This is a genomic window from Micromonospora sp. NPDC050417 (genome assembly GCF_044458865.1).
Taxonomy (GTDB): domain Bacteria; phylum Actinomycetota; class Actinomycetes; order Mycobacteriales; family Micromonosporaceae; genus Micromonospora_G.
The window spans coordinates 92,112-116,272 of sequence record NZ_JBITIH010000021.1 but is presented as its reverse complement, the minus strand read 5'-3'; the positions used below and the strand labels follow the sequence as shown (position 1 = coordinate 116,272).

Annotated in this window: 21 protein-coding genes and 1 pseudogene; 9 read left to right on the top strand and 13 right to left on the bottom strand. The window is 69.8% G+C overall.

Annotation, left to right across the window (positions count from 1 at the left end; translation table 11 throughout):
* Window positions 1-51 precede the first annotated feature (51 nt).
* The 4 genes from ACIBF5_RS25240 to ACIBF5_RS25225 form a co-directional block, all read right to left on the bottom strand.
* Window positions 52-363, bottom strand: coding sequence for an SRPBCC domain-containing protein (locus tag ACIBF5_RS25240; RefSeq protein ID WP_396815341.1), 312 nt, complete (start codon window positions 361-363; stop codon window positions 52-54).
* 81 nt (window positions 364-444) lie between these two features.
* Entirely contained in the window at window positions 445-591 is a 147-nt protein-coding gene (locus ACIBF5_RS25235; RefSeq protein ID WP_396815340.1) for a hypothetical protein, read from the bottom strand.
* Window positions 592-638: 47 nt separating this feature from the next.
* Entirely contained in the window at window positions 639-1,079 is a 441-nt protein-coding gene (locus tag ACIBF5_RS25230) for an ATP-binding protein (RefSeq protein ID WP_396815339.1), read from the bottom strand.
* Window positions 1,076-1,897: an MEDS domain-containing protein gene (locus ACIBF5_RS25225; RefSeq protein ID WP_396815338.1), complete on the bottom strand. Its 822-nt coding sequence runs from the start codon at window positions 1,895-1,897 to the stop codon at window positions 1,076-1,078. Before ACIBF5_RS25225 ends, ACIBF5_RS25230 begins: the two co-directional genes overlap by 4 nt.
* 296 nt (window positions 1,898-2,193) lie before the next feature.
* Between ACIBF5_RS25225 and ACIBF5_RS25220 the strand changes: the two are divergent.
* Window positions 2,194-3,516 (top strand): annotated as a pseudogene (locus tag ACIBF5_RS25220) (alkaline phosphatase family protein); the annotation flags it as partial.
* Window positions 3,517-4,500: 984 nt separating this feature from the next.
* Here ACIBF5_RS25220 and ACIBF5_RS25215 read toward each other — a convergent pair.
* Both ACIBF5_RS25215 and ACIBF5_RS25210 read right to left on the bottom strand, forming a co-directional pair.
* A complete protein-coding gene (locus ACIBF5_RS25215) occupies window positions 4,501-5,058 on the bottom strand; it encodes a DedA family protein (RefSeq protein ID WP_396815337.1) in 558 nt (185 codons plus the stop codon).
* Entirely contained in the window at window positions 5,055-5,828 is a 774-nt protein-coding gene (locus tag ACIBF5_RS25210; protein ID WP_396815336.1) for an MBL fold metallo-hydrolase, read from the bottom strand. Before ACIBF5_RS25210 ends, ACIBF5_RS25215 begins: the two co-directional genes overlap by 4 nt.
* 140 nt (window positions 5,829-5,968) lie before the next feature.
* On the opposite strand from ACIBF5_RS25210, the gene ACIBF5_RS25205 reads away from it, so the two are divergent.
* Window positions 5,969-6,163 (top strand): CsbD family protein, encoded by a 195-nt coding sequence (locus ACIBF5_RS25205; RefSeq protein WP_396815335.1) that lies wholly within the window; start codon window positions 5,969-5,971, stop codon window positions 6,161-6,163.
* A gap of 127 nt (window positions 6,164-6,290) precedes the next feature.
* Here the strand turns inward: ACIBF5_RS25205 and ACIBF5_RS25200 are convergent, their stop codons facing one another.
* Window positions 6,291-7,991, bottom strand: coding sequence for an ArnT family glycosyltransferase (locus ACIBF5_RS25200; RefSeq protein ID WP_396815334.1), 1,701 nt, complete (start codon window positions 7,989-7,991; stop codon window positions 6,291-6,293).
* 477 nt (window positions 7,992-8,468) lie between these two features.
* Between ACIBF5_RS25200 and ACIBF5_RS25195 the strand changes: the two genes are divergently transcribed.
* Both ACIBF5_RS25195 and ACIBF5_RS25190 read left to right on the top strand, forming a co-directional pair.
* The gene (locus ACIBF5_RS25195; protein WP_396815333.1) at window positions 8,469-9,866 is read left to right on the top strand and encodes a glycosyl hydrolase family 18 protein; all 1,398 of its coding nucleotides are present in this window, start codon (window positions 8,469-8,471) and stop codon (window positions 9,864-9,866) included.
* Between the two features lie 215 nt (window positions 9,867-10,081).
* The gene (locus ACIBF5_RS25190; RefSeq protein WP_396815332.1) at window positions 10,082-11,287 is read left to right on the top strand and encodes a low temperature requirement protein A; all 1,206 of its coding nucleotides are present in this window, start codon (window positions 10,082-10,084) and stop codon (window positions 11,285-11,287) included.
* A 126-nt stretch (window positions 11,288-11,413) separates the two neighbouring features.
* Here ACIBF5_RS25190 and ACIBF5_RS25185 read toward each other — a convergent pair whose 3' ends face one another.
* On the bottom strand, window positions 11,414-12,073 hold the full coding sequence (locus tag ACIBF5_RS25185; RefSeq protein ID WP_396815331.1) for an FMN-dependent NADH-azoreductase: 660 nt from the start codon (window positions 12,071-12,073) through the stop codon (window positions 11,414-11,416).
* A gap of 155 nt (window positions 12,074-12,228) precedes the next feature.
* On the opposite strand from ACIBF5_RS25185, the gene ACIBF5_RS25180 reads away from it, so the two are divergent.
* A complete protein-coding gene (locus ACIBF5_RS25180) occupies window positions 12,229-12,798 on the top strand; it encodes a MarR family winged helix-turn-helix transcriptional regulator (RefSeq protein ID WP_396815330.1) in 570 nt (189 codons plus the stop codon).
* A gap of 45 nt (window positions 12,799-12,843) precedes the next feature.
* Here the strand turns inward: ACIBF5_RS25180 and ACIBF5_RS25175 are convergent, their stop codons facing one another.
* From ACIBF5_RS25175 to ACIBF5_RS25160, 4 genes are all read right to left on the bottom strand, one after another.
* A complete protein-coding gene (locus tag ACIBF5_RS25175) occupies window positions 12,844-15,081 on the bottom strand; it encodes a xanthine dehydrogenase family protein molybdopterin-binding subunit (RefSeq protein ID WP_396815329.1) in 2,238 nt (745 codons plus the stop codon).
* Window positions 15,078-16,097: an FAD binding domain-containing protein gene (locus tag ACIBF5_RS25170; protein ID WP_396815328.1), complete on the bottom strand. Its 1,020-nt coding sequence runs from the start codon at window positions 16,095-16,097 to the stop codon at window positions 15,078-15,080. The genes ACIBF5_RS25175 and ACIBF5_RS25170 overlap by 4 nt, the downstream gene beginning before the upstream one ends.
* Window positions 16,084-16,566, bottom strand: coding sequence for a (2Fe-2S)-binding protein (locus ACIBF5_RS25165; protein ID WP_396815327.1), 483 nt, complete (start codon window positions 16,564-16,566; stop codon window positions 16,084-16,086). Before ACIBF5_RS25165 ends, ACIBF5_RS25170 begins: the two co-directional genes overlap by 14 nt.
* A 210-nt stretch (window positions 16,567-16,776) precedes the next feature.
* Window positions 16,777-17,682 (bottom strand): AraC family transcriptional regulator N-terminal domain-containing protein, encoded by a 906-nt coding sequence (locus ACIBF5_RS25160; RefSeq protein WP_396815326.1) that lies wholly within the window; start codon window positions 17,680-17,682, stop codon window positions 16,777-16,779.
* Window positions 17,683-17,837: 155 nt separating this feature from the next.
* On the opposite strand from ACIBF5_RS25160, the gene ACIBF5_RS25155 reads away from it, so the two are divergent.
* From ACIBF5_RS25155 to ACIBF5_RS25145, 3 genes are all read left to right on the top strand, one after another.
* Window positions 17,838-18,143 carry a putative quinol monooxygenase gene (locus tag ACIBF5_RS25155; RefSeq protein WP_396815325.1) on the top strand — a complete coding sequence of 102 codons (306 nt, stop codon included), beginning with the start codon at window positions 17,838-17,840 and terminating at the stop codon, window positions 18,141-18,143.
* A gap of 75 nt (window positions 18,144-18,218) precedes the next feature.
* On the top strand, window positions 18,219-19,187 hold the full coding sequence (locus ACIBF5_RS25150) for an alpha/beta hydrolase (protein WP_396815324.1): 969 nt from the start codon (window positions 18,219-18,221) through the stop codon (window positions 19,185-19,187).
* A gap of 138 nt (window positions 19,188-19,325) precedes the next feature.
* Window positions 19,326-20,168: a DedA family protein gene (locus ACIBF5_RS25145; protein WP_396815323.1), complete on the top strand. Its 843-nt coding sequence runs from the start codon at window positions 19,326-19,328 to the stop codon at window positions 20,166-20,168.
* Window positions 20,169-20,225: 57 nt separating this feature from the next.
* On the opposite strand, the gene ACIBF5_RS25140 is transcribed toward ACIBF5_RS25145, so the two are convergent.
* Window positions 20,226-22,484, bottom strand: coding sequence for an MMPL family transporter (locus tag ACIBF5_RS25140; RefSeq protein WP_396815322.1), 2,259 nt, complete (start codon window positions 22,482-22,484; stop codon window positions 20,226-20,228).
* Between the two features lie 358 nt (window positions 22,485-22,842).
* Between ACIBF5_RS25140 and ACIBF5_RS25135 the strand changes: the two genes are divergently transcribed.
* The gene (locus ACIBF5_RS25135; protein ID WP_396815321.1) at window positions 22,843-24,144 is read left to right on the top strand and encodes an ABC transporter substrate-binding protein; all 1,302 of its coding nucleotides are present in this window, start codon (window positions 22,843-22,845) and stop codon (window positions 24,142-24,144) included.
* Window positions 24,145-24,161: the final 17 nt, after the last annotated feature.

Genomic DNA, 24,161 nt, shown 5'->3' with positions numbered 1-24,161 from the left:
CCGGATCCGGTGCAGGCGCACCGGCGCCGGGTCCGGTCGGGACCGAGCGACTCAGGAGGAGAAGGCCGAGCCGGTTTCGACGAGGGTCTTGAGGTCGCTGAGGATCCACGCCCAGCCGCCGCCGGCCCCGCTCTCCTCATGCTTGCCGCCGGTCATGGCGCCGGTGGCGGGGGCGCCGGTGACATCGTGGGTGACGGTGAGCCGGCAGACGCCCGGCTGCGCCGGCAACTCGGAGATCTCCCAGGTGAGCGTGGTGAACGGCTCCTTGGCGGTGCTCTGGTCCATCAGCAGGCGCCAGGTCTGGACCAGCCTGCGTGGCGGGTCGACCTCGATGACCTCCCCGTCGGCGATGACCTCCTGCATGTAGCCGTAGCGGGCGTTCCACTCTGGCTGGATGATGGCGTCCCAGATACCACGCGTGTCGCGAACCCCGAGCGGACCGGCTCAGGACCCGTGCCGCCGACGCTCGGCGGCCCGACGCCGGTCCGCGTCCTCGATCGCGTGACGGACGGCAAACCGGACCACGGCGTACAGGACAAAGAGCCCGACGAGCCACAGCACGAAAGCGAAGACCAGCTCAGGGAGATTCATTCCCGTCACGGTAAAAGCAGCCGGCCACGGCCGTGGACCCGAGTGGATCAGCGTGCGCTGATCACCGCGGTCACCGTGGTCCCCGGTGGGTCGTTGCTGACGAACAACTCCGCGCTCAGGCTCCGGACAATCCAGAGGCCCCGGCCACCGATCTGGGTGGCCGCCGGTTGGGTCGTACCGCTGGCCGGCTCGCTGATCCCCACGCCCTCGTCACTGACCCGGCAGTAGAGCCGGGCACCGTCCCGCCACAGGCGCAGCCGGCCACGGCCGCCGCCGTGCCGGACCGCGTTGCTGGCCAACTCTCCCGCCACGATCAACAACTGCTGCAACTGCTCGTCGTCGATGCCGAGACGATCGGCGTGCGCGGAGATGGTGGCCCGCATGCCGTACAGGCCGTCGCCGTCGAAGGCATGGTCGAGCGTGACCTCCTCCGGCTCGGGGATCTCCCCCCGGGCCGAGGCGGCGGTACGCGGATCGGAACTACTCATGGTGCCGCTGTTATCCGAAACCGGTCGGTCCCGGTCAGGCCGGTCGCACCGACCAGCTCCATCACCTTCCGCACCAGCCCGTCGCAGGACACGGTCATCCGCCGGGCGGCGGGCAGCTTCAGTGCGGCGTGGGTGATCGCCGAGGCGCAGGCGGCGTCGATGTAGTCCAGCCCGGTCAGGTTCACGTGCGGGTGCCGGTCGAGCCGTACCGTCTCGGTCAGTGCCCGGTTCAGCTCGTCCAGGTGCTGGTAGTCCAGCTCACCCGCGATCCGGATGCCGGGCGGGCTGTACTGGCGGCAGATCCGCAGCAAAGCGTCGTCGTGGTACGCCAGCGCGGCGACCGCCCTCGGATGCGCCTTCGCCGCGAAGGCCAGAGTGACCGCGTCGAACCGCTCCCGGTCGTACTGACAGATCACGCAGAGACGACCGTCGGCGAAGAGAGCCCCGACCTCCTGCTCGAAGGTGAGCAGCTCCTCCGGGGCGGCCAGCGGACGGGTGGCCCAGCACATGTCCGCGGTCACCCGGAGCCCCGGATAACCCTCCCGTCCGGCCAACTCCAGTTGCTCGGCGAGGGTGTCGACCATGCTCAGCGCGTCCGCCGTCCGGCCGGCGAGCAACGACGCCTCCACGGTTTCGAAACGCAGTTGCCCGCGCCGCAGCGCGCCGCCGGTGCGTACCGAGCGGCCGAGCAGTTCCCGACCCAACTGCTCGGGATCGACCGAGTCGGTCCAGCACAGCACCTTCTGCCCTTGACGCAGGCCGTCGCGGACAAATGCGGCAAGCAGATCCAGCCGCTCCTGCGGATCGGAGAACGTCAAACACCCGTGGTCCCCGAGCTCGAGCTCGTCTACCCGGACAGCCTCGGCCATGCAGCCCCGCCTCCGTACCGTGATGAAGCTGGACCCACCGTAAGGCCCGGCGGTCGATCCGTCACCTCGGGGGCCGACGAGGTGGGCCTGGGGGTGGGGCGGACAGACGCCGCTGTCGACTCGATCACATCGAACGGTCGCGGTACGTCACGACCCGGCCCGACGCTGCGGGGCTGTGCCAAGGTGGGGCGGTGACCGTGCCCGCCACCGCGCCCCGCCCGCCGACCCCGGTCCGGCCGGGACGGATGCGACTCGTCCTGCGGGAGCTTCGCTCGTGGCGCCCGACCGTCGCCCGCCTGGCCGGGCTGCTGCGCAGCGCGGTCACCCTCTTCGTCGTCCTCGGCGGCACGCTCTGGCTGATGCCGGGAGTCGATGCGGACGGGTTGACCGCGATCGGCTGGGTGGTGGTCCTGGTCGCCGTCGTCGGCGCCCTGCTGCGACCCGTACTGCTGGCGTTGGCGACGGTGCTCGGGGGCCTGGGCGCGATGATCGTCGGCGCGAGCCTACAGACGATCATCCTGTACGTGGCGCTGCGGCTGGCCCCGGACGCGTACCTCTCCGGACTGCCGGCCGCGTTCGCGGCATCGTGGTTCGCGGTGGCGCTGGCCGCCGTGGTCAACTGGTTGACCGACTCCGGCACCGACGACGCCTTCGTCAGCGAGGCGCTACGGCTGATGCGCAAGGTCAGCCGGGCGGCCCACAAGCGGGGTACGCCACCTGAGGGCGACGGGCTGCTGGTCGTACAGCTCGACGGGGTGTCGGCTCCGCTGCTGCGCTGGGCGATCCACGCCGGGAACCTCCCCAACACCGGCCGCTGGCTCCGCCTGCGCAGTCACCGGCTCAGTGCCTGGCACACCGGCCTGCCGGCGACCACCCCGGGGGCGCAGGCCGGCATCCTGCACGGCAACGACCGGTCGGTGCCGGCGTTCCGCTGGTACGACAAGGAAGCCGGGCGACTGATGGTCGCCAACCGGCCGCGCGACGCCGCGGAGATCGAACGCCAGCTCTCCGACGGTCGCGGGCTGCTTCGCGACGGCGGTGTCAGCATCAGCAACATCTTCTCCGGGGACGCACCGGCGACGCTCTTCACCGTCAGCCGGGCCACCCTGCCGGGCCGCTCCTCCCGGGGCTATGCCGAGTTCATGATCAGCCCAGCCGGCTTCGCCCGCGCGATCGTGCTGGGTCTCGGGCGGGTGCTCAAGGAGCTGCACCAGGCCCGTGGTCAGCGGCTGCGTGACATCCGACCTCGGGTCAGCCGGTCCGGGGCGTTCCTGGTGCTCCGCCCCCTCGCCGGCATGCTGCGCGACATGAACGTCTCGCTGATCGCCGAGCAGATGGCACTCGGCACCCCGGTGATCTTCTGCGACTTCGTCGACTACGACGAGGTGGCCCACCACGCCGGGCCGGCCCGGCCGGAGTCGCTGGACGCGCTCGGCCGTCTCGACCAGGTTCTCGGCGTACTCGAACGGCTCGCCGCCGAGGCCGACCGGCGCTACCACCTGGTCGTCCTCTCCGACCACGGCCAGAGTCAGGGTGAGACCTTCCGGCAGCGGTACGGCGAGTCCCTGGCCCAGACGGTCGACCGCCTGGTCAACGCCACCGCCGAGGCGGCGCGGGCAGCCGACGACGGCCCGCTCCCGGCTGCTGGGGCCGGTCGGACCAGCCGAAACGCGCCGACCCGGAACGGCTCGGCCCGGGGTGAACGGACCGCGTCGGCCGCGACCGGCCCGGTCGAGCACTGGGGACCGGTGAACACACTGCTCACCGAGATCAGCGGCCGGCCGGGGCCGGGCGCGGCGGCGACCCGGGCGGCGGTCCGCTCCCGAACGGTCGACCGCGAGGTGCGACTCGGCCCGGCCCGCGAACATCCCACGCCACCGCGACCGGGCGGTGCCGGTGAGGCCCAGGAACTCGCCCGTACGGACGTGCTGGTGGTCGCCTCCGGCAACCTGGCGATGGTCTACTTCACCCGGTACCCCGGCAAGCCGACCCGGGCCGAGATAGAGGCCGCCCATCCGGGTCTGGTGAATGCCCTGGCCGCGCACCCGGGCGTCGGAGTGGTGGTGGTCGGCGACGAGTCCGGTCCGGTGGCCGTGGGCAAACGGGGCGAGCACCACCTCGGCGACGGTCGGGTGACCGGCGAGAACCCGCTGGCCGGGTACGGGCCACGGGCCGCCGCCGACCTGCTCCGGCATCAGGAGATCGCGCACGTCGGCGACCTGGTGCTGATCAGCACCGTCGACTCGGGCACCGAGGAGGTGGCCGCCTTCGAGGAGTTGGTCGGCAGCCACGGTGGGCTGGGCGGTTGGCAGACCGACGCCTTCCTGCTGCACCCGGCCGAGTGGCCGGTCGAGGCCGACCCGCTGATCGGGCCGGCCGCCGTACACCGGCAGTTGCTGACCTGGCTGCGGCAGCTCGGGTTGCGCGAGGCGGACGAGCCGGCGACCGCGCCGGACCGGAGGGCCGCGCCGATCCTGTCGGCGGACCGGGCGTTCGTGCCGGCGCAGGCGCCGGTCGGCGGCACGGGTCCGGCGCGGGGCTCCGGTGGTCGGTCAGGCGCCGGAACGCCGGCGGACCACACCGACGATCTGGCTGATCGCCACCACGATGACCACCGCGACCAGGACACCCTGCCAGGGCTCGGGGAAGATCGAGCCGCCGAGGACGCCGAACCCGGCGTAGACCACCGCCCAGAGCCCGCAGGCCGGGGCGTTGGCCAACGCGAAGCGCCGCCAGTCTAGGCCGGCCAGGGCGATGGTGAGCAGCACCGGGATCCGCCCGCCCGGCACCAGCCGGGAGATCAGCAACACCGACACCTCCCGCTCGCGCAACCGGGCGGCGAGCCCGTCGAGCCGGTCGCCGTTGCGCAGCCAACGCAGCCGGCGGGCGAGCTGTTCACCACCGACCCGGCAGAGAAAGTAGGTGACGGCGTCGCCGAGGTAGGCGCCGGCCGCCCCGGCCAGGACAACGAAGACGATCGTGAGCGAGTGCTGGTGGAAGGCGAGCGCCGCCGCCGCGCTGACCGCCGCACCGGTCGGCACGACCGGCAGTACGGCGCCGAATGCCACCAGTACGAAGAGCGAGGCGAGCACCCCGATGGCGTTGCTCACCGTACGGTTTCCACCGCTAGCGTCTCCCCCGGCAGCAGCTCGGTGGCCCGGATCTCGGGAACGGCGGTCGCGGCGTGCGTGACGAACCGCTGGCCCGGCTCGTGGAACATCCCCCGCCGGAACCGCAGGCCGGCCGGCCAGAAGGTGCCGAAGTGCACCGGCACCGCGTACCGGGGTCCGGCCAGCCGGGCCGCCTCGACGGCCTGGACCGGATCGAGGTGGCCGACACCGAGGGTGGGTCCCCAGCCGCCGACCGGGATCAGGGCGAGGTCGAGCGGCCCGAGGTCGGCCATCCCGGGGAAGAGCCCGGTGTCGCCGGCGAACCAGGTGTTCGCCCGACCGTGCACCGTGTAGCCGATCGCCATCGCGCGATGCCGCGACCAGGGCCCCCGCCCGCCGTCGTGGTTCGCCGGCACGGCCCGGACGGTGACCGCGTCGAGCTGGAACTCCTCGCCGGGCGCCAGTTCGACCGCCCGGGCCGCGCCGGCCGCGCCGAGCCGGCGACGCAGGAACGGGCGTGACCCGGCTGGCACCACCAGGGCGACCCGCTCCGGCAGCCGGCGCAGCGACACGATGTCGAGGTGGTCGGCGTGCAGGTGGGAGACGAGTACGGCGTCCGGCGTCCCGGGCAGGTGCGGGGTCGGCCCGCGCATCCGCCGCAGGTGGGCAATCCGGTCACGCAGGACAGGGTCGGTCAACAGCCGCACCCCGGAGTCCTCGATCCAGGCCGTGCTGTGCCCCCACCAGGTGACCTGAACCGCGGCTGCCACCCTGCCACCGTACGGGGGTGGGACGGCGGGGCGGGTGGGTGGGTGATCGGGGTCGCGGCGGTTTCGTCGCCGACGCCACGGGGCACAACCTTCGACAGCGGTGAACCACCGGCGCCACCCCGAAGCAAGTGGAGGTCACAGTGAGCATCAGCGACAAGATCAAGCACAAGGCCGAGGAGATCACCGGCGCGGTGAAGGAGAAGGTCGGCGACGCCACGGACAACGAGCGGTTGCAGGCCGAGGGCGCCGCCCAGCGGACCGAGGCGAACGTCAAGCAGGCCGGCGACCACGTGAAGGACGCCGCCCACGACACCCGGGACGCCTTCCGCCCCTGATCTGGACGAACCTCTGGTACGCCTGCCGGCTGGGCGCTCCGATTCCGGGGCGCCCAGCCGGCTTTGTCCGTATTTCGCCCACAAACGTTGACGAGGACCCACCGGGCGGCAGACCGCGCGGGTCGAGTCAGCTTCCCGCCGGCTCCTGGCGGCACAGGTAGACCTGATAGCCGGCGACGTTCCGCACACCGAGGATCTCGGTCGTCGACGGGGCCGATCGGGCGAAGTTTTCCGCCATGGCGCTTGCGGTCGGCAGCACGTACGCCACCAGCTCCGACTGTCGGACCTGCTCACGGTACGGGCGGTACCGGTCGAACCCCGGTGTGAGGTCCTCGTCGAGGACGGCACAGCGGATCTGTTCCCCGCTGACATAGGCGAGCCGGTTGCACGTCCAGTACTCGGAGTAGACCCGCGTCACGCCGTCGTGCCGCAACTGGTCCACCAGCACCCTCTCCGCGTCCGCCTTGGCCGCGTACGCGGGCTGGTGGGCAATGAGCTGCCCGGTGGCGACCAGCAGGCTACCGATGCCCGCGCCGGCGATCACAAGACAGGCTGCGGCGAGGGCCACACCGCCCCTGGTCGGCCGGGGCACCGTCACCCGACCCGGCCCGTGGTCACCAGGGGTCCCGGTCACTGCCCTGTCGGCGGCGGACTTCACGCCGACCCACAGTGGCCAGACAACCGCTGGCAGGGACACCATCCCATAGTGGAGGTAGCGGGCACTCTCGATCGGGGTCAGCGCCGACGAGGCGCTTGCGACGTACGCGCCCAGGGTCACGGCCCCACCGATGACGAGGGCGAGCCGACCGGCATGTAGACGGCGTTCGTCCGGGTCGACCGAACGGCGGATCCCGACGATCGCGATGACCACGGCCACGACCATCAGGCCCAGGTAGACCGGTCCCCACCAGAGCTGCCATGTCTCGCAGCGACTTGGCGCACACATACCGGAACTCAATGGCAGTCCGAGGATGACCCCGCCGTGTATCCGGTCTGACCACGCGGCCGTTTCGGTGGCACCGCTGAGAGATAGCAGGACCGACAGCGAATTGGGATGACCGGAACGGATGTTGAACCAGATCAACGGGGCCACGCCGCAGATGAACCCCGCGGCAGCCAGAAGCACGTGACGCTTTGTCAGCACTGACCGGCCGGCCCAGCCGACCAGGAGCACGGCAACTGCGACGTATGGCAGAGCAAGCCAGTGGGTCCACACGATGTACCCGGCCAGCAGGCCCCCCAGAAGGTAGGTGACCTGCCGCTTCTCCAGCCGCAGTGCCAATGCTGTCGCGGCCAGCATGAGCCCGGCGGTAGCGGTCGCAACGTCGGAGTAGCCCCCGGCGCCGATGATCTGATCCTTGACGACCCGATCGGATCCGAGCGCCATGACCACGACGGCAAGGGTCGCGAACCAGGGGGTGTACAGCGTGCGCGTCAGTCGAAAGACAAGAAAGAGAAACAGCGCGTACATGGCCAGGGTGGGTATCCGCATGACCCACCAATGAGTGCCGAGGGCTTGCACGAAGGGGGCCGCAAGATAGGAGTGGAGAGTTCCCATGTAGTCCTGGCCGTAGAAGAATATCGGCCAGTGGCGGCCCTCTCCGATGTGCAGCGCCGCCAGCGCGGCCGCTCCCTCGTCGCTGTTGGCCGGTGGAACGTCCAGCGCCACCAGAAACACCCGGTAGAGCAGGCCCGCGAGGCCGAAGGCAACAGCCAGACGACCGGGGGTGACCGCCCTCCTGACGAGCGATGCGGACGCCCCCACAAGCGTCTTCCTCGGTCCTTGTACGCGACTGCGAGGGAGAAGATCCCCGACCGACCGCCCCAACTGTGCTCCCTCGCTCGACGACTCCACTAGCTGGCGGAGCTTCGTGCGGCGAGTCTGGCACATCGCCGGCCGTCGCCACCGTCTGCTCGCACTGGTGCGGACGCGGGCGGCCGGCTGTCTCGCCAGGAGGTCTTCACGCTCCAGCCGTCGGCCATGGAGCGTGCTGGCCCGGCCTTCCCCGCAGGATCACGAACCAGCGGGGCTGGTCGCGTTCGGTCTGAGTGTCGCGCGTGCACCGGCGATCTTCACGGACCAGCGGACATCCCCGCTGGTCGAGCTTGTTTCCAAGCGATGAATTCACATCCATTGACTTTTAATAGTTAAGTTTCCTAAGCTTTCAGCCACCTGAAGCGTCGCAAACGGCACAACCCCACCTCCTGCCTCGAACCCGACCCTGGGCCCTGGTCGGCCGAGCGCTCTCGAACACCGCCCCGCCCGGAGCGGGGCCCATGGCGCGTACGTCGCGAAAGGTCGAACATGTCCAACACATCCCCCGCACTCGCCCGGACCGGCAGATCCCGCTTCCTCACCGGAGCGATGGCCCTGGTCACCGCCCTCGTCGGTACGGCAACCGCGCTCGCCCCGGCAACACCCTCGCAGGCGGCGGTGCTCCCCAACGGCTTCAAGAGCGTCGGTTACATGCCCTCCTGGGCCGGCAACGTCACCAGCATCCAGTACAGCAAGCTGACCCACATCAACTACGCGTTCGTGCTGCCGAACTCGAACGGCAGCCTTCAGGCGGTGGACCAGCCGGGCAAGCTCCAGCAGTTGGTCTCGCTCGGGCACCAGAACAACGTCAAGGTGCTGATCGCGGTCGGCGGTTGGAACGACGGCAACGACTCCGCCTTCGAGGCGCTGGCCGCCAACTCGGGCACCCGTACGACATTCGTCAACAACATGGTCAACTTCGTCAACCAGTACGGGCTCGACGGCGTCGACATCGACTGGGAGTACCCGGACCCGGGCGCCTCGGCCAACAACTACACCCTGCTCATGCAGCAGTTGAGCACCGCCATGCACAGCCGGGGCAAGCTGCTCACCGCCGCGGTCGTCTCCGGTGGCGGCACCGCCAACGGCATCCAGCCCGCCGTCTTCGGCTACGTCGACTTCCTCAACATCATGTTGTACGACGGCGGCGAGCCGCACGCCAACTACGACTGGTCGATCAGCAACGCCCAGGGCTGGAAGAACCGTGGCCTGCCGGCGAGCAAGACGGTGGTCGGCGTGCCGTTCTACAGCCGCCCGGGCTACCTCACGTACAGCCAGCTCGTGCAGCTCGATCCGGCGAACGCCAACCGCGACTGCACCACCGCCAACGGCGCCCAGCAGTGCTACAACGGCGTCCCCACGGTCAAGCGCAAGACACAGTGGGCGCTGGCCAACGCCGGCGGCATGATGAACTGGGAGTTGTCCCAGGACCGCAACGACGCGACCTCGCTGGTCAGCGCGATCTACGACACGGTGATGGGCGGTACGCCGCCGCCGCCGAGCGGTCGTACCGGCCGGATCACCGGCCTGGCCGGCAAGTGCGTCGACGTCGCGGCGGCCAGCACCGCCAACGGCACCCCGATCCAGCTCTACACCTGCAACGGCAGCAACGCGCAGACCTGGACGGTCGGCACCGACGGCACCATCCGGGCACTCGGCAAGTGCATGGACATCACCAGCGCCGGGACCGCCAACGGCACCAAGATCCAACTGTGGGACTGCAACGGCACCGCCGCTCAGGTCTGGCAGGGCCAGAGCAACGGCACCGTACGCAACCCGCAGTCGGGTCGGTGCCTCGACGTGACTGACAAGAGCACCGCCGACGGCGCCCGGCTCCAGATCTGGGACTGCTACAACACCAGCAACCAGATCTGGCAACTTCCCTGACCTGACCCTCGGCAGGACCGCACACGCAGGGCCCTCGGTGGACGCGACAGGCGTCCGCCGGGGGCCCTCCGGCTTGCCCGACGACTCGGCAACGTCCCCGCCGGGTGCTGGCTCGTTGGGATCTGGAGATCGCCGAAGCGACGAGGGGGCGCCGTGATCGACCCTGGCGCGGCTCGCCCCGGTCCACCGGGGCGCGGATCCTGTCGGGTCACCCGATGACCAGTGGTGAACAGTCGGAACGGGGAGTGCTGCGCAGCGCCGAGAGCTCGCAGCGGGCCACCTTCCTCGAACTCTTCTTCGACCTCGTCTTCGTCTTCGCGCTCACCCGGATCTCCCAGCGACTGATCACCGACTTCACCGACCGCCGGAGCACCCTGCTCGCCGAGGCCGGCCAGACGCTGCTGCTCTTCCTCGCCCTCTGGCTGGTCTGGACCTTCACCGCGCTGACCACCAGCCGACTCGACCCGGATCAGCCGGCGATCCAACTCGTGGTGGTGGGCACGATGATCGGCGCGATGGTGATGGCGGTCGCGGTACCGAAGGGCTTCGGCGAACACGCGGTCATCTTCGCCGTGGCGTACCTCGCGCTCCAGTTCGGACGTACGCTCTTCCTCTTCCTCGCCCACCGCCGGCAACGGGACGTACCCCTGCGGCTCTTCATCTGGTTCGGTCTCAGCGCGGTGCCGTGGCTGATCGGCGGGATCAGCGACGATGCCCGGCTCCGCGGACTGCTCTGGACCATCGCCATCCTGCTCGACTACGGCGGAGCCGTCGGCGGGTGGCCTATCCCGAAGCTGGGCCGGGCACCCACCGTCGAGCTTCCGATCGCGGGCGAGCACCTGGCCGAGCGGTACCAGCAGTTCCTGCTGATCACCCTGGGCGAGTCGGTCCTGGTGATCGGCCTGACCTTCAGCGCCGCCAGCTTCGCCGTCGAACGGACCAGCGCGTTCCTGATCTCGTTCCTGACCACCGTGCTGCTCTGGCGGGTCTACTTCCACCAGGCCGGTCACCTGCTGCCGGTAGCGATCACCACCGCCCGCCAACCCGCCCGGTTCGGCCGGTCCATGTCCTTCTCCCACCTGCTCATGATCGCCGGCATCGTGCTCACCGCCGTCGGCTACGAACTCTCCATCGCCCACCCACTCGGGCACACCACCCCGGTCTGGCTCTACACCATGCTCGGCGGCCCCGCGCTCTTCCTCGCCGGCCGATCCCAGTTCGAGTACCAGGTGTTCGCCAGGGTCTCCCGGTCCCGGATCGGTGGACTGATCGCGCTGGCCCTGCTGACGCCGGCGATGCTGCACGTACCACCGCTGGCGGTCGGCGGTGCGGCGGCGGTCGTACTGGCGGGGGTGGCGGTCGCCGACGCGCTCCGCTCCCGTGGCCGGACGATGCCGGAGGCGCCCACACCGCCGACCTGACCAGCACCGCTGACGTCAACCGGCGCCGCCGGCCGGCGGGGGCTCAGATCGCTTCGGTACGGACCAGTCATGCCCCCGTACCGCTCACCGGCTCGGGGGCATGACCCGGAGGGTCCGCGTCGCCGCTCAGCTCCGCTGGTCGAGGACGTGCTGGGCGAGCAGTTCGCCGTGCTTCTCGGCGGAGGCGTGTCCCGCCTCCAACTGCTGACGGGCCTGGTCGCGCAGTCCGGCCATCGCGGGATTGCTCTCGGCAAGGGTCAGCTCGATCTCACTGACGTGCAGTTCCATGCCGAGCAGGTCGCCGAAGATCCGGCGGTAGTACGGCGTGGCGTGGTCCCAGCCTTCGCGAGGGGTGCCGGGGCCGTAGCCGCCGCCCCGGGAGGTGATCAGTGCCGCAGGGCGTCCCGCCAGTGGCGGCTTCTCCGTCCCGATCAGCCGCCGGTCGGTGAGCAGCAGGTCGATCCAGCCCTTCACGTGCTGGGAGACGCCGTAGTTGTAGAGCGGGACGGCGAGCAGGTACGCCTCGGCCGCGAACAGTTCGTCGACCAACGCGGTGACGAGCGCGACGGCCTCGGTCTGCTCGTCGGTGCGCTGGTCGGCCGGTACGAATCCCGCGGAGACCGCCGAGGTCCAGGCGTACGGCGGCAGGGGCGACGCGACCAGGTCACGCCGGGCGACGAGGCCGGACGGGTGGGTGCGGGTCCACGCCTTCTCGGCGGTGTCGGCGACCGCGCGGCTGGTGGAGCGCTCGCCCAGGATGCTTGAGTCGAGTCGGAACAGGCTCACTGCTTTCCTCCAAATGTTCTGCGTTGCAGACCAAATTATTCGCAGACCATCTAGAAGCCAACACAACTGTGACCCGAATCATCTGCCCAACATCACTACAGGATTACAGAAGATCTGTTGGGCAGATTATCTTTTGAGATCGTTATGCTGGGGATGTGTCCCACGATGCAGCCACCACGCCGAACGCTCCCGGGTCTCCCGACAGGGGCGAGCAGGTCGCAGCCGACCTGCTCAAGGACGACTTCGGTTGGGCACTCGGAGTCATCCTGCGGCGCTACTCGAAGGCGGTCGAGGAACTCCTCGACGACGTCCCCGGCGGCGCGCGGGGCTACCAGGTCGTCGCATCGGCGAGCCAGAACCTCGCCATGAACCAGGGCGCACTCGGTGCCCAACTCGGCATCGACCGGACCGTCCTCACCTACCTGATCGACGACCTGGAAGCCGCCGGACTCGTCTCCCGCCAACCCGACCCGAGCGACCGCCGCAGCCGCAGGGTGGTCGCCACGGAAGCCGGGCAGACCCTCTGGCAGGACCGGCGCAACGCCCTCACCACCGCCGAGACGGAGATTCTCTCCGTCCTCGGCAACGAGCAGCCTGCCTTCAAGGAACTGCTCCAGCGGGTCGCGACACACGCGGACCGCCTCGACCCGCTACACAACGCCTGCCAGGTGGTGGAAGAACTCACCGAACCGCGCGGCGGGCGCCGGCGGCGCCGTACCGCCTGATCGCCAGGTCTCCCGGATGACCATCCGCGCCTGACCAGAGGTGCGTTACAGCAGGTCCTCCACGGTGATCGGAAGGTGCCGCACCCGGCGCCCGGTGGCGTGGTGCACGGCGTTCGCGATCGCCGCCCCGGAGCCGACGATGCCGATCTCCCCCACCCCCTTGACGCCGAGCGGGTTGACCACCGTGTCGGTGACCTCGATCGTGTCGACCACCACGTCCGGCACGTCGGAGTTGACCGGGATCAGATAGTCCCCGAAGCTCGGGTTCGCCCATCGCCCGAGGCGGGCGTCCATCCAGCTCGCCTCCAGCAACGCGTGGCTCAGTCCCCAGAGCATCCCGCCCATGAGCTGGCTGTGCGCGGTCTTGCGGTTCAACACCCGGCCCGGCGCGAAGACACCCACCATCCGCCGTACCCGGATCAGGCCGAGGTCGGCGTCGACGGCGACCTCGGCGAACTGTGCGCCGAAGGTGTGCAGTCCGTACCCGGGATCCGGCGGCGGCGGAGTCCAGACACCCAACGTCTCGACATCCGGGGTGAACTGCCGCGACAGCATCTCGGCGTAGGTCTCGCCGACGTCGGGCCGGTCGCGTAGCCGCATCCGCCCGTCCTCGACCGACACCGCGCCCGGGTCCGCGCCGTGCAGCGGCGACTGCTCGTCCGCGACGGCCCGTCCGACAAGCTGGTCGCGCAGTTGCGTGGCCGCGAGGTGCACCGCCGCACTGACCGCGCCGGTGCCGGCGGACCCGACCGCCGCGGTGATGTTCGGCAGGTCGCTGCCGCCACCGACGAACCGGACCCGCTCGACCGGCAGGCCGAGGCCATCGGCGGCGACCTGGGTCATCGCGGTGGTCACGCCGGTGCCGAACTCCGACACACCCGCCTCGACCACCGCGCTGCCGTCGCTGTAGAGCCGGGCCCGCGCCCGCTGCGGATTCGGGGGTGCCACGTGCGGGTACGCGGACGCGGCCACCCCCCAACCGATCAACGTCCGCCCTTCCCGGCGGCTGCCCGGGTTCGGGTCACGCCCGGCCCAGCCGAAGAGATCCGCGCCCCGCTGGAAGCACTCGCGGATGCCGTTGCTCGACCACGGGTGGCCACTGGTCGGGTCGGTATCCGCGAAGTTGCGCAGCCGCAGTTCGATCGGGTCCACCCCGATTCGCTCGGCGAGTTCGTCCACTGCGCACTCCAGCGCGAAGATCCCCGTCGCCTCCCCCGGACCGCGCATGAACGTCGGGGTGATGGTGTTTCCCTTGGCGATCCGGTAGATCCCCTCGTAGTTCGGCGTGCGGTAGAGGATCCCGGGCGACTGGAGCGAGGTCTCCGCCCAGTCGTCGAAGTATGAGGTGATGGAGAGCTTGTGGTGACGCAGGGCGGTCAATCGGCCCCCGGCGTCAACGCCGAGGGTGACGTGCTGCTCCTGCTCCTCGCGGTGCCCGCAGGAATGGAACATCTGCTCCCGGCTCAGGGAGAGCCGGACCGGCCGCTCCACCTGGCGGGCGGCGAGCGCGGCCAGGGTGACATGTGGCCAGATCATCGCCTTGCTGCCGAAGCTGCCGCCGACGAACTCGCTGACCACCTTGATCTGGGTGGGCGAGATGCCGAGCAGCGTCGCCACGGTCAACTGGGTGGCGGTCGGTCCCTGGGTGGAGTCGTAGACGGTGAGCCGGTGGGCGTCGTCCCAGACCACGGTGCTGGCCGAGGGCTCGATCGGGTTCTGGTGGTTGGCCGCGAACCGGTAGGTCACGTCGACCCGATCCGTCGCCTGGCCGAGGCCGGCTTCCACGTCACCCCGGACAACCCGGCCTGGCAGCATCCCGCCGAAGATCCGCTCCGGCTCGTACGCCTGGTCGCGTACCTGGTCGAGGGTGGTTTTGGCCGGCGTCTCCTCGTAGTCGACGCGGAGCAGGCTGGCAGCGTGCTCGGCGCGTTCGACCGTGTCGGCGACCACGATGGCGACCGGCTGACCGGCGTAGTGCACCACGTCGTCCTGCATCGGGAAGTAGCTCTGTCCCGGGGCCGCCATCCCGGCCAGTGAGGGAAGCAGTTTCGGTGTGCCGGGGATCTTCGGCAGGTTGAGGTGGGTGAGTACGGCGATTAGCCCGTCGGCCCGTTGAGCCGCGCCGGTGTCGATCGCGACGATCCGGCCGCTCGCCACCCGGGCGCCGACCAGGACCGCGTGCACCAGTCCGGGCAGCACCAGCTCGGCGGTGTAGCGGGCGGTGCCGCTGACCTTGGCCCGGCCGTCGACCCGGTCGAGGGTGGTGCCGATCGCCGGGCTCATGCCGCGCCTCCCGTTCCCGCGCTCTGCCGCCAGTCGTCGGCGGTGACCATCTCCAGGGCCCGTACGATGCTGCGCCGGGCAAGCTCGATCTTGTATTCGTTCATCCCGTGTGACACCGCCGGCAGCAGTTCCGCCCGCGCCGCCTCGCCGAAGTTCTGCACCGTCGCGGGCACCCCGGTCAGCAGCCGCTCGGCCTGACGTGCCCGCCACGGCTTGGTGGCCACCCCACCGAGCGCGAGCCGTACGTCGCTGATCGTGCCGCCGTCCAACGAGATCGCGACCGCGACCGCGACGAGCGCGAACTCGTACGAGTCCCGGTCGCGGACCTTGAGGTAGAGCGACCGTTCCGCCACCGGTTGGGGCGGAACCTCGACCTCCACGATGAGTTCACCGTGACCGAGCGGGTGCTCGCGTTCCGGGTTCTGCTCGGGCAGCAGGAAGAAGTCGTCGATGTCGATCCGACTCCGGCCGAAGGAACTCTCGGTGTGCACCACGGCGTCGAGCGCGACCAGCGCGACGGCGAGGTCGGAGGGGTGGGTGGCGATGCACTTGTCGCTCGTACCGAGCACCGCGTGCTCCCGGTTGACGCCGTGCAGCGCGGCGCACCCGCTGCCCGGCGACCGCTTGTTGCAGCCGGCGGCGAGGTCGCGGAAGTAGCCGCAGCGGACCCGCTGCATCAGGTTGCCACCGATCGAGGCCATGTTGCGCAGTTGCGGGGAGGCGCCGAGCAGGAGCGACTGGGAGATCACCGGGAACCGTGTCCGGACCAGCGGGGCCTGGGCCACGTCGCTCATTCGGGCCAGGGCGCCGATCCGTAGCCCTCCCCCGGGTGTCGGGTCGATCTGGCGCAGCGGCAGGTCGTTGATGTCGACCAGCCGGCCGGGCTGTTCGACGTAGATGCGCAGCAGGTCGACCTGGGTGGTGCCGCCGGCAAGGAAGGAGCTGTCCGCGTCCGCGCTGACGACGCCGACGGCGGTGGCGACGTCGGCCACCCGCGAGTAGCTAACGGGTCGCATCGGTCCCCCCGATGCCCATCTCGTCGCGTACCTGCCGGATCGCGGCCCGGATGTGCGGGTACGCCGCACAGCGGCAGAGGTTGCCGCTCATCCACTCGCGAATGTTCGCGTCGTCGGGCTGGTGTCCCTCGTGCAGGAACGCCACCGCCGACATGATCTGGCCGGGGGTGCAGTAGCCACACTGGAAGGCGTCCCGCTCGATGAAGGCGGCCTGCATGGGGTGGAGTTCGCCATCCTGGGCGAGCCCTTCGATGGTGGTGATCTCCCGGGCTTCGCAGGTGATCGCCAGGGTCAGGCAGGCGAGCACCCGCCGCTTGTCGACCCAGACCGTGCAGGCACCGCAGGCGCCCTGGTTGCAGCCCTTCTTGGTACCGGTGAGGTCGAGCCGGTCGCGGAGCGCGTCGAGCAGGCTTACCCGAGGTTCGATCGGGATCGTCCGTGGCACTCCGTTGACGGACAGCGTGATCATGACTTCCCCTGGGCCGCGTACGACCGCGGTGTCCGCGGTCCCCACCGCCCCGACGTACGACTTCACGCCGCACCACCCCCGCTCCTGGTCCAGGCGAGAGTATCGAGAAATCACTCTGTATCAGACAAAACCCGCCAAAAGCCTCCAGGGCTGACCGCTGTCGGACACCCCGACCTCGACCGGCGACTCCGGCCTCCAGCCACGCCGTTTTCACACCAGGACCGGTGTGCCGCCGAGCGTCGAGCCGCGCAGGCGGGCGGCGTCCTGGCTGGGCGGCGCGCCGAACTGACGGCGGTACTCACGGCTGAACTGTGACGGGCTGTCGTAGCCCACCCGCATGCCGACTCCCGCGACATCGTGGGGATGCGCGGCGAGCAGGAGTCGGGCCTCCTGTAACCGGATCTGTTTCTGGAACTGGATCGGGCTCATCGCGGTGACCGCCTGGAAGTTGCGGTAGAAGGCGGACGCGCTCATGCCGGACATCTGCGCCACGTCCTCGACACGGAACGCCTGCATGTAGTGGTCACGGATCCACCGGACCGCCCGCGCGACGTGAGTGAGGCTGCTGTCGGCAAGACCGAGTTGGCGGACGACGGCACCCTGCTCGCTGGTGATCAGCCGCCAGAGGACCTCCCGTTTGACCAGCGGCGCGAGCACCGCGCGGTCACGTGGCTGGTCGAGCAGACGCAGCAGCCTGATCACCGCATCGAGGAACTCGTCGGACGCGTCACTGACGGCCAGGCCGGACGGTGTGCCGCTGCCGGCGGGCGGAATGTCGCCAGAGGCCGCCTGCAAGAGCAGTTCGGCAATGGCGGCCGGGTGCAGGGTCAGGCCGAAGCCCAATGCCGGCCGCTCGGGGCTGGCCTCGGTGAAGTGGCCGGTGATCGGCAGGTCGACCGAGGCGACGAGGTACTGACCGGCGCGGTACTCGTACACGCGGTCACCGAGTGCGATGCGTTTCGCGCCCTGGGCGATGAGTGCGAGCACGGTGCCCGACATCGACGCCGACGGCGGTGGCGGCTGCTCGACCTTCGAGATCAGGACGCCGTCAATGGCGGTGGTCATGTCCGCTCGGGCATGTCGGGCGAGCAGGGTGCGCAACTCGTCAAGGCTCACGGACCGATTGAAGCACGGAACGATACTCGCGGCAAAGGTAGGATCAGGCAAGAGGTAAGGAGCATCCTTCTAACGTTTTTACTGGTCACAGTGTTTACATGGGTAGGTCGATATCCCAGGAACACGCGACAGTTCCACGAATGAGGAGATGCCCGATGACCGTCGACCACGGTTTCCACGCCACCATGACCGCGAAGCCCGGAAAGGGCGACGAGCTGGTCGAGTTCCTGCTCAACGCGCCGTCCCTGCCCCACGAGGACTGCGTCGTCTTCCTGGTCAGCCGCTCGGCCAGCAACCACGACATCGTCCACGTCACCGAGGGCTGGACCAGCGAAGAGGCCCACCGCAGGTTCTTCGCGACCGAGGAGGCGACAGCGCTGGTCGCGAAGCTCCAGCCGCTGCTCGCCGGCGAGTCGCAGTACGCCGACGCGGTGCCGGTCGGCGGCAAGGCCGCTTTCTGAGCCTGCCGGTCTGACGGCCCGCCCGCGCCGCCGGACAAGAGATCGACCTAATCCCCCTCGACGAAGGAACCCACCGTGACGCTGGCACGCCCCGACACCGACCCCGAGTTGCGCGCACTTCTCGCCGACATGCCGCTCATCCCCCAGCTCACCCCCGAGGTGCTCGCGCAGATCCGCCAACTCCCACCGACCCCGGTCGAGACCCTGCTCGAAGGTCGCGCGGTCGATCGGCACGAGGTCACCGTTCCCAGCCCGGACGGTGCGCGGATCCCGCTGGAGATCTTCCGCCCGACCGGGGCCGACCGCTCCACGTCGGCACCGTGCGTCTACTGGATGCACGGCGGCGGAATGGTCATGGGGGACCGCTTCTCCCAGATCGACATCCCGCTCGAATGGCTCGACCGGTTCGGCGCCGTCGTGATCTCCGTGGACTACCGGCTCGCCCCGGAGTCCACCCGCACGACGTTGGTCGACGACTGCTACCAGGGTCTGCTCTGGGTCGCCGAGCACGCCGACGACCTGGGCGTCGACCCCAACCGCATCGTCGTCGCGGGCACCAGTGCCGGCGGCGGCCTCGCCGCCGGAGTCACCCTGATGGCACGGGACCGAGGCGGCCCGACGATCGCCGCCCAGATGCTGATCTACCCCATGCTCGACCACCGCAACAACACCACCTCAAGCCGGCAGTACGCCGGCGGCCCGGGTGTCTGGACCCGCGAGATGAACGAGTTCGGATGGCGGTCGGTGCTCGGCGACCTCCCCGACGAGGACGTGCCCAGCTACATCTCACCCGCGCTCGCCGACGACCTCTCGGGCCTGCCGACCACCTACGTCGACGCCGGCACGGCCGAGGTCTTCCGCGACGAGGACGTCGACTACGCGACGCGGATCTGGGCGGCCGGCGGCCAGGCGGAACTGCACGTCTGGGCAGGCGGCTTCCACGGATTCGACGCGCTGTACCCGCAGGCGCGGGTCTCGGCCGCGGCACGCCGCACCCGCACCGACTGGCTCGCTCGGGTCCTGAACCCGGCGACTGAGGCGTAGGCGACCGAAACCTGGCGCGATACGTGGTTCGGCCGGTTGGTCTCCCCGGGTCCGCCCGGCCGAACCATTCGTACGGTCATTCGGGACTGGCGGCGCACCGCATGGTGACGCTCAGAACGGCCCCGTAACGTCTTTCCCGTGAATCGAACCTGGGATTACACCAGCTCGTTGCTCGCCGCCAACCCAGAGCCTGATTCGGGCGGGATCGTGGGTTTTGTCACCGGCCTGATGGAGACCCTCGGTGGTCCCGGCGCCGGGCTGGCGGTCGCCCTGGAGAACCTGTTCCCGCCCATCCCGAGCGAGGTGATCCTGCCGCTGGCCGGGTTCACCGCCAGTCAGGGCAACCTGAGCCTGTTCAGCGCGATCATCTGGACCACCATCGGCTCGGTGGTCGGCGCGCTCGCGCTCTACTACGTCGGCGCACTGCTCGGTCGGGACCGGGTACGCGCGATCGCCGCGAAACTGCCGTTGGTGAAGCTCGCCGATGTCGACCGGACCGAGGCGTGGTTTCTGAAGCACGGCGTCCAGGCGGTCTTCTTCGGCCGGATGATCCCGGTCTTCCGCAGCCTCATCTCCATCCCGGCCGGGGTGGAACGGATGCGGGTCACCACGTTCCTGCTCTTCACCGCACTGGGCAGCCTGATCTGGAACACCGTCTTCGTGCTGGCCGGTTATTTCCTCGGCGAGAACTGGCACGTGGTCGAGAGTTACGTCGGCGTCCTCCAGAACGTGGTGATCGCGGTGTGCGTGATCGCGGTCGGCTACTTCGTTGTCACCCGGGTACGCCGCGCCCGGCAGGCGAAGCTGGCGCCGGAGGAGGCGGACCAACCGGATCAGCCGTGGCAGGGGCAGTCGTGGGACGTACAGCCGGCGGCGGACCCGTACGCCGGGTATCCGGGTCAGGCCGATCCGGTCGCCGGGGCCCGCGCCCAGCGGGGCACGCTCTACGGCACCCCGCGCCGCCCCGACGACCACTGGTGAAGGAAGGGCCCCTTGTTATCGCTTTCGGTAGAGGAAGGGGCCCCTCCTCACCAGTCGTCAGGGTCGCGCCGGCTCCGGGACGCGCACCGTGACGACGGGCTGCGAGACCGCCGGGTCGCCGTGGGAGAGGCTGGGCAGCCAACCGAGCCACCTGGGCAGGTACCAGTTCCGCTCGCCGAGCAGGACCATCACCGATGGCAGCAACACGGCCCGGACGATGGTCGCGTCGATCAGCACCGCGACAGCCAGACCGAAACCGAGTTCCTTCATCGAGACCAGCGACCCGGTGGTGAAGAGCCCGAAGACCGCGACCATCACCAGCGCGGCACTGGTGATCACTCCTGCGCTGCTCCGGATGCCTCGGGAGACCGCGAGCTTGGTCGGCCAGCCCCGGTCGTGCCCTTCGCGGATCCGGCTGAGCACGAAGACGTGGTAGTCCATCGAGAGCCCGAACAGGATCACGAACAGGAAGAGCGGCACCCAGTTGGTGATCGACCCACTGGACTCGAAGCCGAGCGGTCCCTCACCGAAGCCGTGCTGGAAGACCAGGACCAGCAGGCCGTACGCGGCGGCGACGGAGAGCAGGTTGAGCACGATCGCGGTGCACGCCACCACCAGTGACCGGAACGAGACGAGCAGCAGCAGGAACGCCAACCCGAGCACGAACCCGAAGACCAGCGGGGCGCTGCGGCCCATCGCGTCGTTGTAGTCGACCGAGTCGGCCGCCCGTCCGGTCATCAGCACCTCCGTACCGGCGACCCCGGCGGTCGCGGCCGGGATGACGTCGTCGCGCACTGTCCGTACCGCCTGCTCGGAGGTGGCGTCGATGCCGGAGCCGGAGAGGCCCGCGCTGACGATCGCGACCGTACGGTCCGGGTTCACCTCGACCTTCACCGGCTGGTGCAGCGCGCCGGAGGCCAGCCCTCGCGTCTTGATGTCGTCGATGACGCCGGTGACCGCGGCGCTGGTCACGTCGTCGGCCCGGACGGTGATCAGGGCCGGGTCGCCGCCGCCGGGGAAGGCGGTCTGGACCTGGAGGAAGGTGGCGAGCGCTGGGGAGGAACCCTTCAGCGAGGTGATGTCCTCCTCCGCGGTCCGCATGCCGAGCGCCGGCACGGCGAGGGCAAGCAGTGTGGTCGCGGCGAGGACGGCGGCCAGCCCTGGCCGGCGGAGCACCACACCGAGGAAGCGACTCCAGCCGCGTCCGTTCGACCCGCGCCGGTACAGGCCCGGCACCCGGCCGAGGTCGATCCGGTCGCCCAGCTTCGACAGGACCGCCGGCAGCACGGTGAGCGAACCGAGGGCGGCGATCGCGACCACCAGGATGGTGCCGGTGGCGAGGCTGTTGAAGGCGGTGTCGCGGGTCAGGAACATGCCGGCGGTCGCGACGATGACGGTCAGGGCGGAGATCAGCACCGCCCGGCCGGAGGTGGCCGCAGCGATCGCCAGTGCCCATTCGGGGTCGGCGCCCCGGGCCCGTTCCTCCCGTTCCCGGCGCAGGTAGAACAGGCAGTAGTCGACGCCGACGGCGAGACCCATCAGCAGCATCAGGTGCATGGTGGTGTCGACCGTGGGAATCAGCCGGCTGGCCGCCGCGAGCAGACCGAGCGAGGCGGCGAACGCGGTCAGGGCCAGGCCTATCGGGAGTACGGCGGCGAGCAGCGCGCCGAACGCCACGATCAGGATGCCGAGTGTCACCGGGATGGAGAGCAGCGACAACCGGTGCATGTCGCCGGAGAGGATGGTGACGATCGACTCGTCGATGCTCGCGTCTCCGGTCTGGGCGACCAGCAGGTCTGGATGCTCCCGTTGTACGTCGGCGACGGCGTCGCGTACGGGGCCGACCCGGTCTGCGGCGGTGTCGGCCGGCCCGGTCAGGTCGAAGGTGACCAGCGCGGCGTGCCGATCTGCCGAGACGGTGTCGGCGTTGACGTTTGCGGTCAGGCCCGTTGCCTCGACGGCGGTGACGGTGGCGGTGATCGCGTCCCGGAACGCGGGCGCGTCCACCTCTAGCGAGTCGCCACGGATCAGCACCATCTCGCCGGCCTGGTCGGGGAAACCGGCTGCGGCGATGAGTTCGGTGGCCCGACCGGAGTCGCCGTGGCCGTACTCGCTGTCGGTGGCGTTGACGGTGCCGACGGCTGCGCTGAGCGCGGTCGCCGCGATCACGAACAGCAGCCAGCCGAGGATGGCCGTGGTGCGGTGCCGGGTACTCCAGCCGGCGATTCGCGCGGCGACGTTGCCGGCGGGCCTGCGTCGTGGTCCGGCGTACGGGTCCGGCCGGGCCGGCGGCGAGGGAACGGTCGTCGTGGTCATGGTTCGACGCTATGAGCCGGGCCGGCCGGGATCGATCCAGCTCACACCCCGGTTGCCGGTAGGGCTGACCGGGTCGTCCCGGTAGGGCAGGCCCAACCGTCCGGCCGGCACGCGGAGGCGACATCAATCATGAACCGTTTCATAAAGGGGAACTTCCCCCATGAAGCGTCGCAATCGTCGTACGCCGACTCCCCTCACTCCGGCCGACAACACCGCTCACAGCAGGTACTTTTGCTGGCTGGCGAAACAACCCGGACACCATCCGGTAACCGCTATTGACACCACGACAACCACGCCCCTACCGTCTGCGCTTGTATCGTTTCAGCTCTCTCGATGGAACAGCCGCGAGGAGGACGGAATGAGGGGTCTCACCACCAGACCATTCGGACGGACACTCGGTGTCCTCTGCGCCGCGACGCTGGCACTGGCCGGCGCCGCCTGCGGTGCGGGCGATCCGGCGGACAAGGACGACAACGCACCGGTCACCCTCCAGTTCGTCTGGTGGGGCAACGACGACCGGGCGGAGAAAACCCGCGCCGCCGTAGAACTCTTCGAAAGCAAGCACCCGAACATCACCGTCGAGACATCCTTCGGCGCCTATGACGCGTACTTCCAGAAGCTCTCCACCCAGATTGCCGGCGGCGACACCCCGGACGTGGTCCAAATGGACCGGGCCTACTTCCGCGAGTACGCCGAGCGCAACGCGCTGCTCGACCTCACCCCGTTCCTCGGCCGGACCCTGCACAACGAGGACGTGGCCAAGGCGCTCAAGCCGGCCGGCGAATTCGGCGACGCCGTGTACGGCATCCCCGCCGGGCTCACCACCCAGGGCCTCGCCTATGACCCGCAGGTCTGGGAGAAGGCCGGCGTCGCCGCACCGACCACCACCTGGACCTGGGACGACTTCCTCGCCGCCGCCACCAAGCTCAGCCAGAGCAGTGGTGGCAAGGTCGCCGGCACCACCGACTTCGGGTGGGCCATCGACTGGTTCGACGCCTGGCTGCAACAGCGTGGCAAGACCCTCTACACCGAGGACGCCAAGCTGGGCTTCACCGTCGGCGAGCTGACCGAGTTCTGGAACCTCACCGCCCAGTTCCGCGCTGCCGGCGCGGCCACCCCGGCAGCGGTGACCACCCAGGTCGACGGCGCGATGCCCACCTCCGCGTTCGTCAAGAAGCAGTCCTACTCGGAGATCAACTACGACTCCAGCTTCACCGCCTACCGCAGCTCGTACGGCGAGTCGGTGGCGTACGGACCGCTGCCCAGCAACACCGACAAGCGCGGCATGGTGGCACACGCCTCGATGTCGTTCAGCGTCTCCCGGGGCACCGAACACCCGGACCAGGCCACCATGCTGGTCGACTTCCTGATCAACGACGTGGAGGCGGGCAAGCTGCTCGGGGTGGCGCGCGGTCTGCCCACCAACACCAAGGTGCTCGCCGCGGTGGCTCCGGCACTCGCCCCCGGCGACAAGGCGGTCTACGACTACCAGCAGTCCGTCGCCGCCCTGCTGCTCCCCACCCCGCCCGCCCAGCCGAAGGGTGGCGGTGCGATCAAGCAGGAATTCCAACGGATCTACGACGAGATCATCTTCGGCAGGCTGCCGATCGGCGACGGCGCCAAGCGCCTGGTCGACGAGGCGAACGACGCCCTGGGCTGAGCCCAGCCCCACCGAAC

Excerpts from the sequence above, each read along its gene's own strand:
- ACIBF5_RS25170 (WP_396815328.1), bottom strand. The coding sequence starts at position 16,097 with ATGCGACCCGTTAGCTACTCGCGGGTGGCCGACGTCGCCACCGCCGTC.
- ACIBF5_RS25230 (WP_396815339.1), bottom strand. The coding sequence starts at position 1,079 with ATGAGTAGTTCCGATCCGCGTACCGCCGCCTCGGCCCGGGGGGAGATC.
- ACIBF5_RS25190 (WP_396815332.1), top strand. The coding sequence starts at position 10,082 with ATGACCAGTGGTGAACAGTCGGAACGGGGAGTGCTGCGCAGCGCCGAG.
- ACIBF5_RS25135 (WP_396815321.1), top strand. The coding sequence starts at position 22,843 with ATGAGGGGTCTCACCACCAGACCATTCGGACGGACACTCGGTGTCCTC.
- ACIBF5_RS25175 (WP_396815329.1), bottom strand. The coding sequence starts at position 15,081 with ATGAGCCCGGCGATCGGCACCACCCTCGACCGGGTCGACGGCCGGGCC.
- ACIBF5_RS25195 (WP_396815333.1), top strand. The coding sequence starts at position 8,469 with ATGTCCAACACATCCCCCGCACTCGCCCGGACCGGCAGATCCCGCTTC.
- ACIBF5_RS25240 (WP_396815341.1), bottom strand. The coding sequence starts at position 363 with ATGCAGGAGGTCATCGCCGACGGGGAGGTCATCGAGGTCGACCCGCCA.
- ACIBF5_RS25155 (WP_396815325.1), top strand. The coding sequence starts at position 17,838 with ATGACCGTCGACCACGGTTTCCACGCCACCATGACCGCGAAGCCCGGA.
- ACIBF5_RS25140 (WP_396815322.1), bottom strand. The coding sequence starts at position 22,484 with ATGACCACGACGACCGTTCCCTCGCCGCCGGCCCGGCCGGACCCGTAC.
- ACIBF5_RS25235 (WP_396815340.1), bottom strand. The coding sequence starts at position 591 with ATGAATCTCCCTGAGCTGGTCTTCGCTTTCGTGCTGTGGCTCGTCGGG.
- ACIBF5_RS25165 (WP_396815327.1), bottom strand. The coding sequence starts at position 16,566 with ATGATCACGCTGTCCGTCAACGGAGTGCCACGGACGATCCCGATCGAA.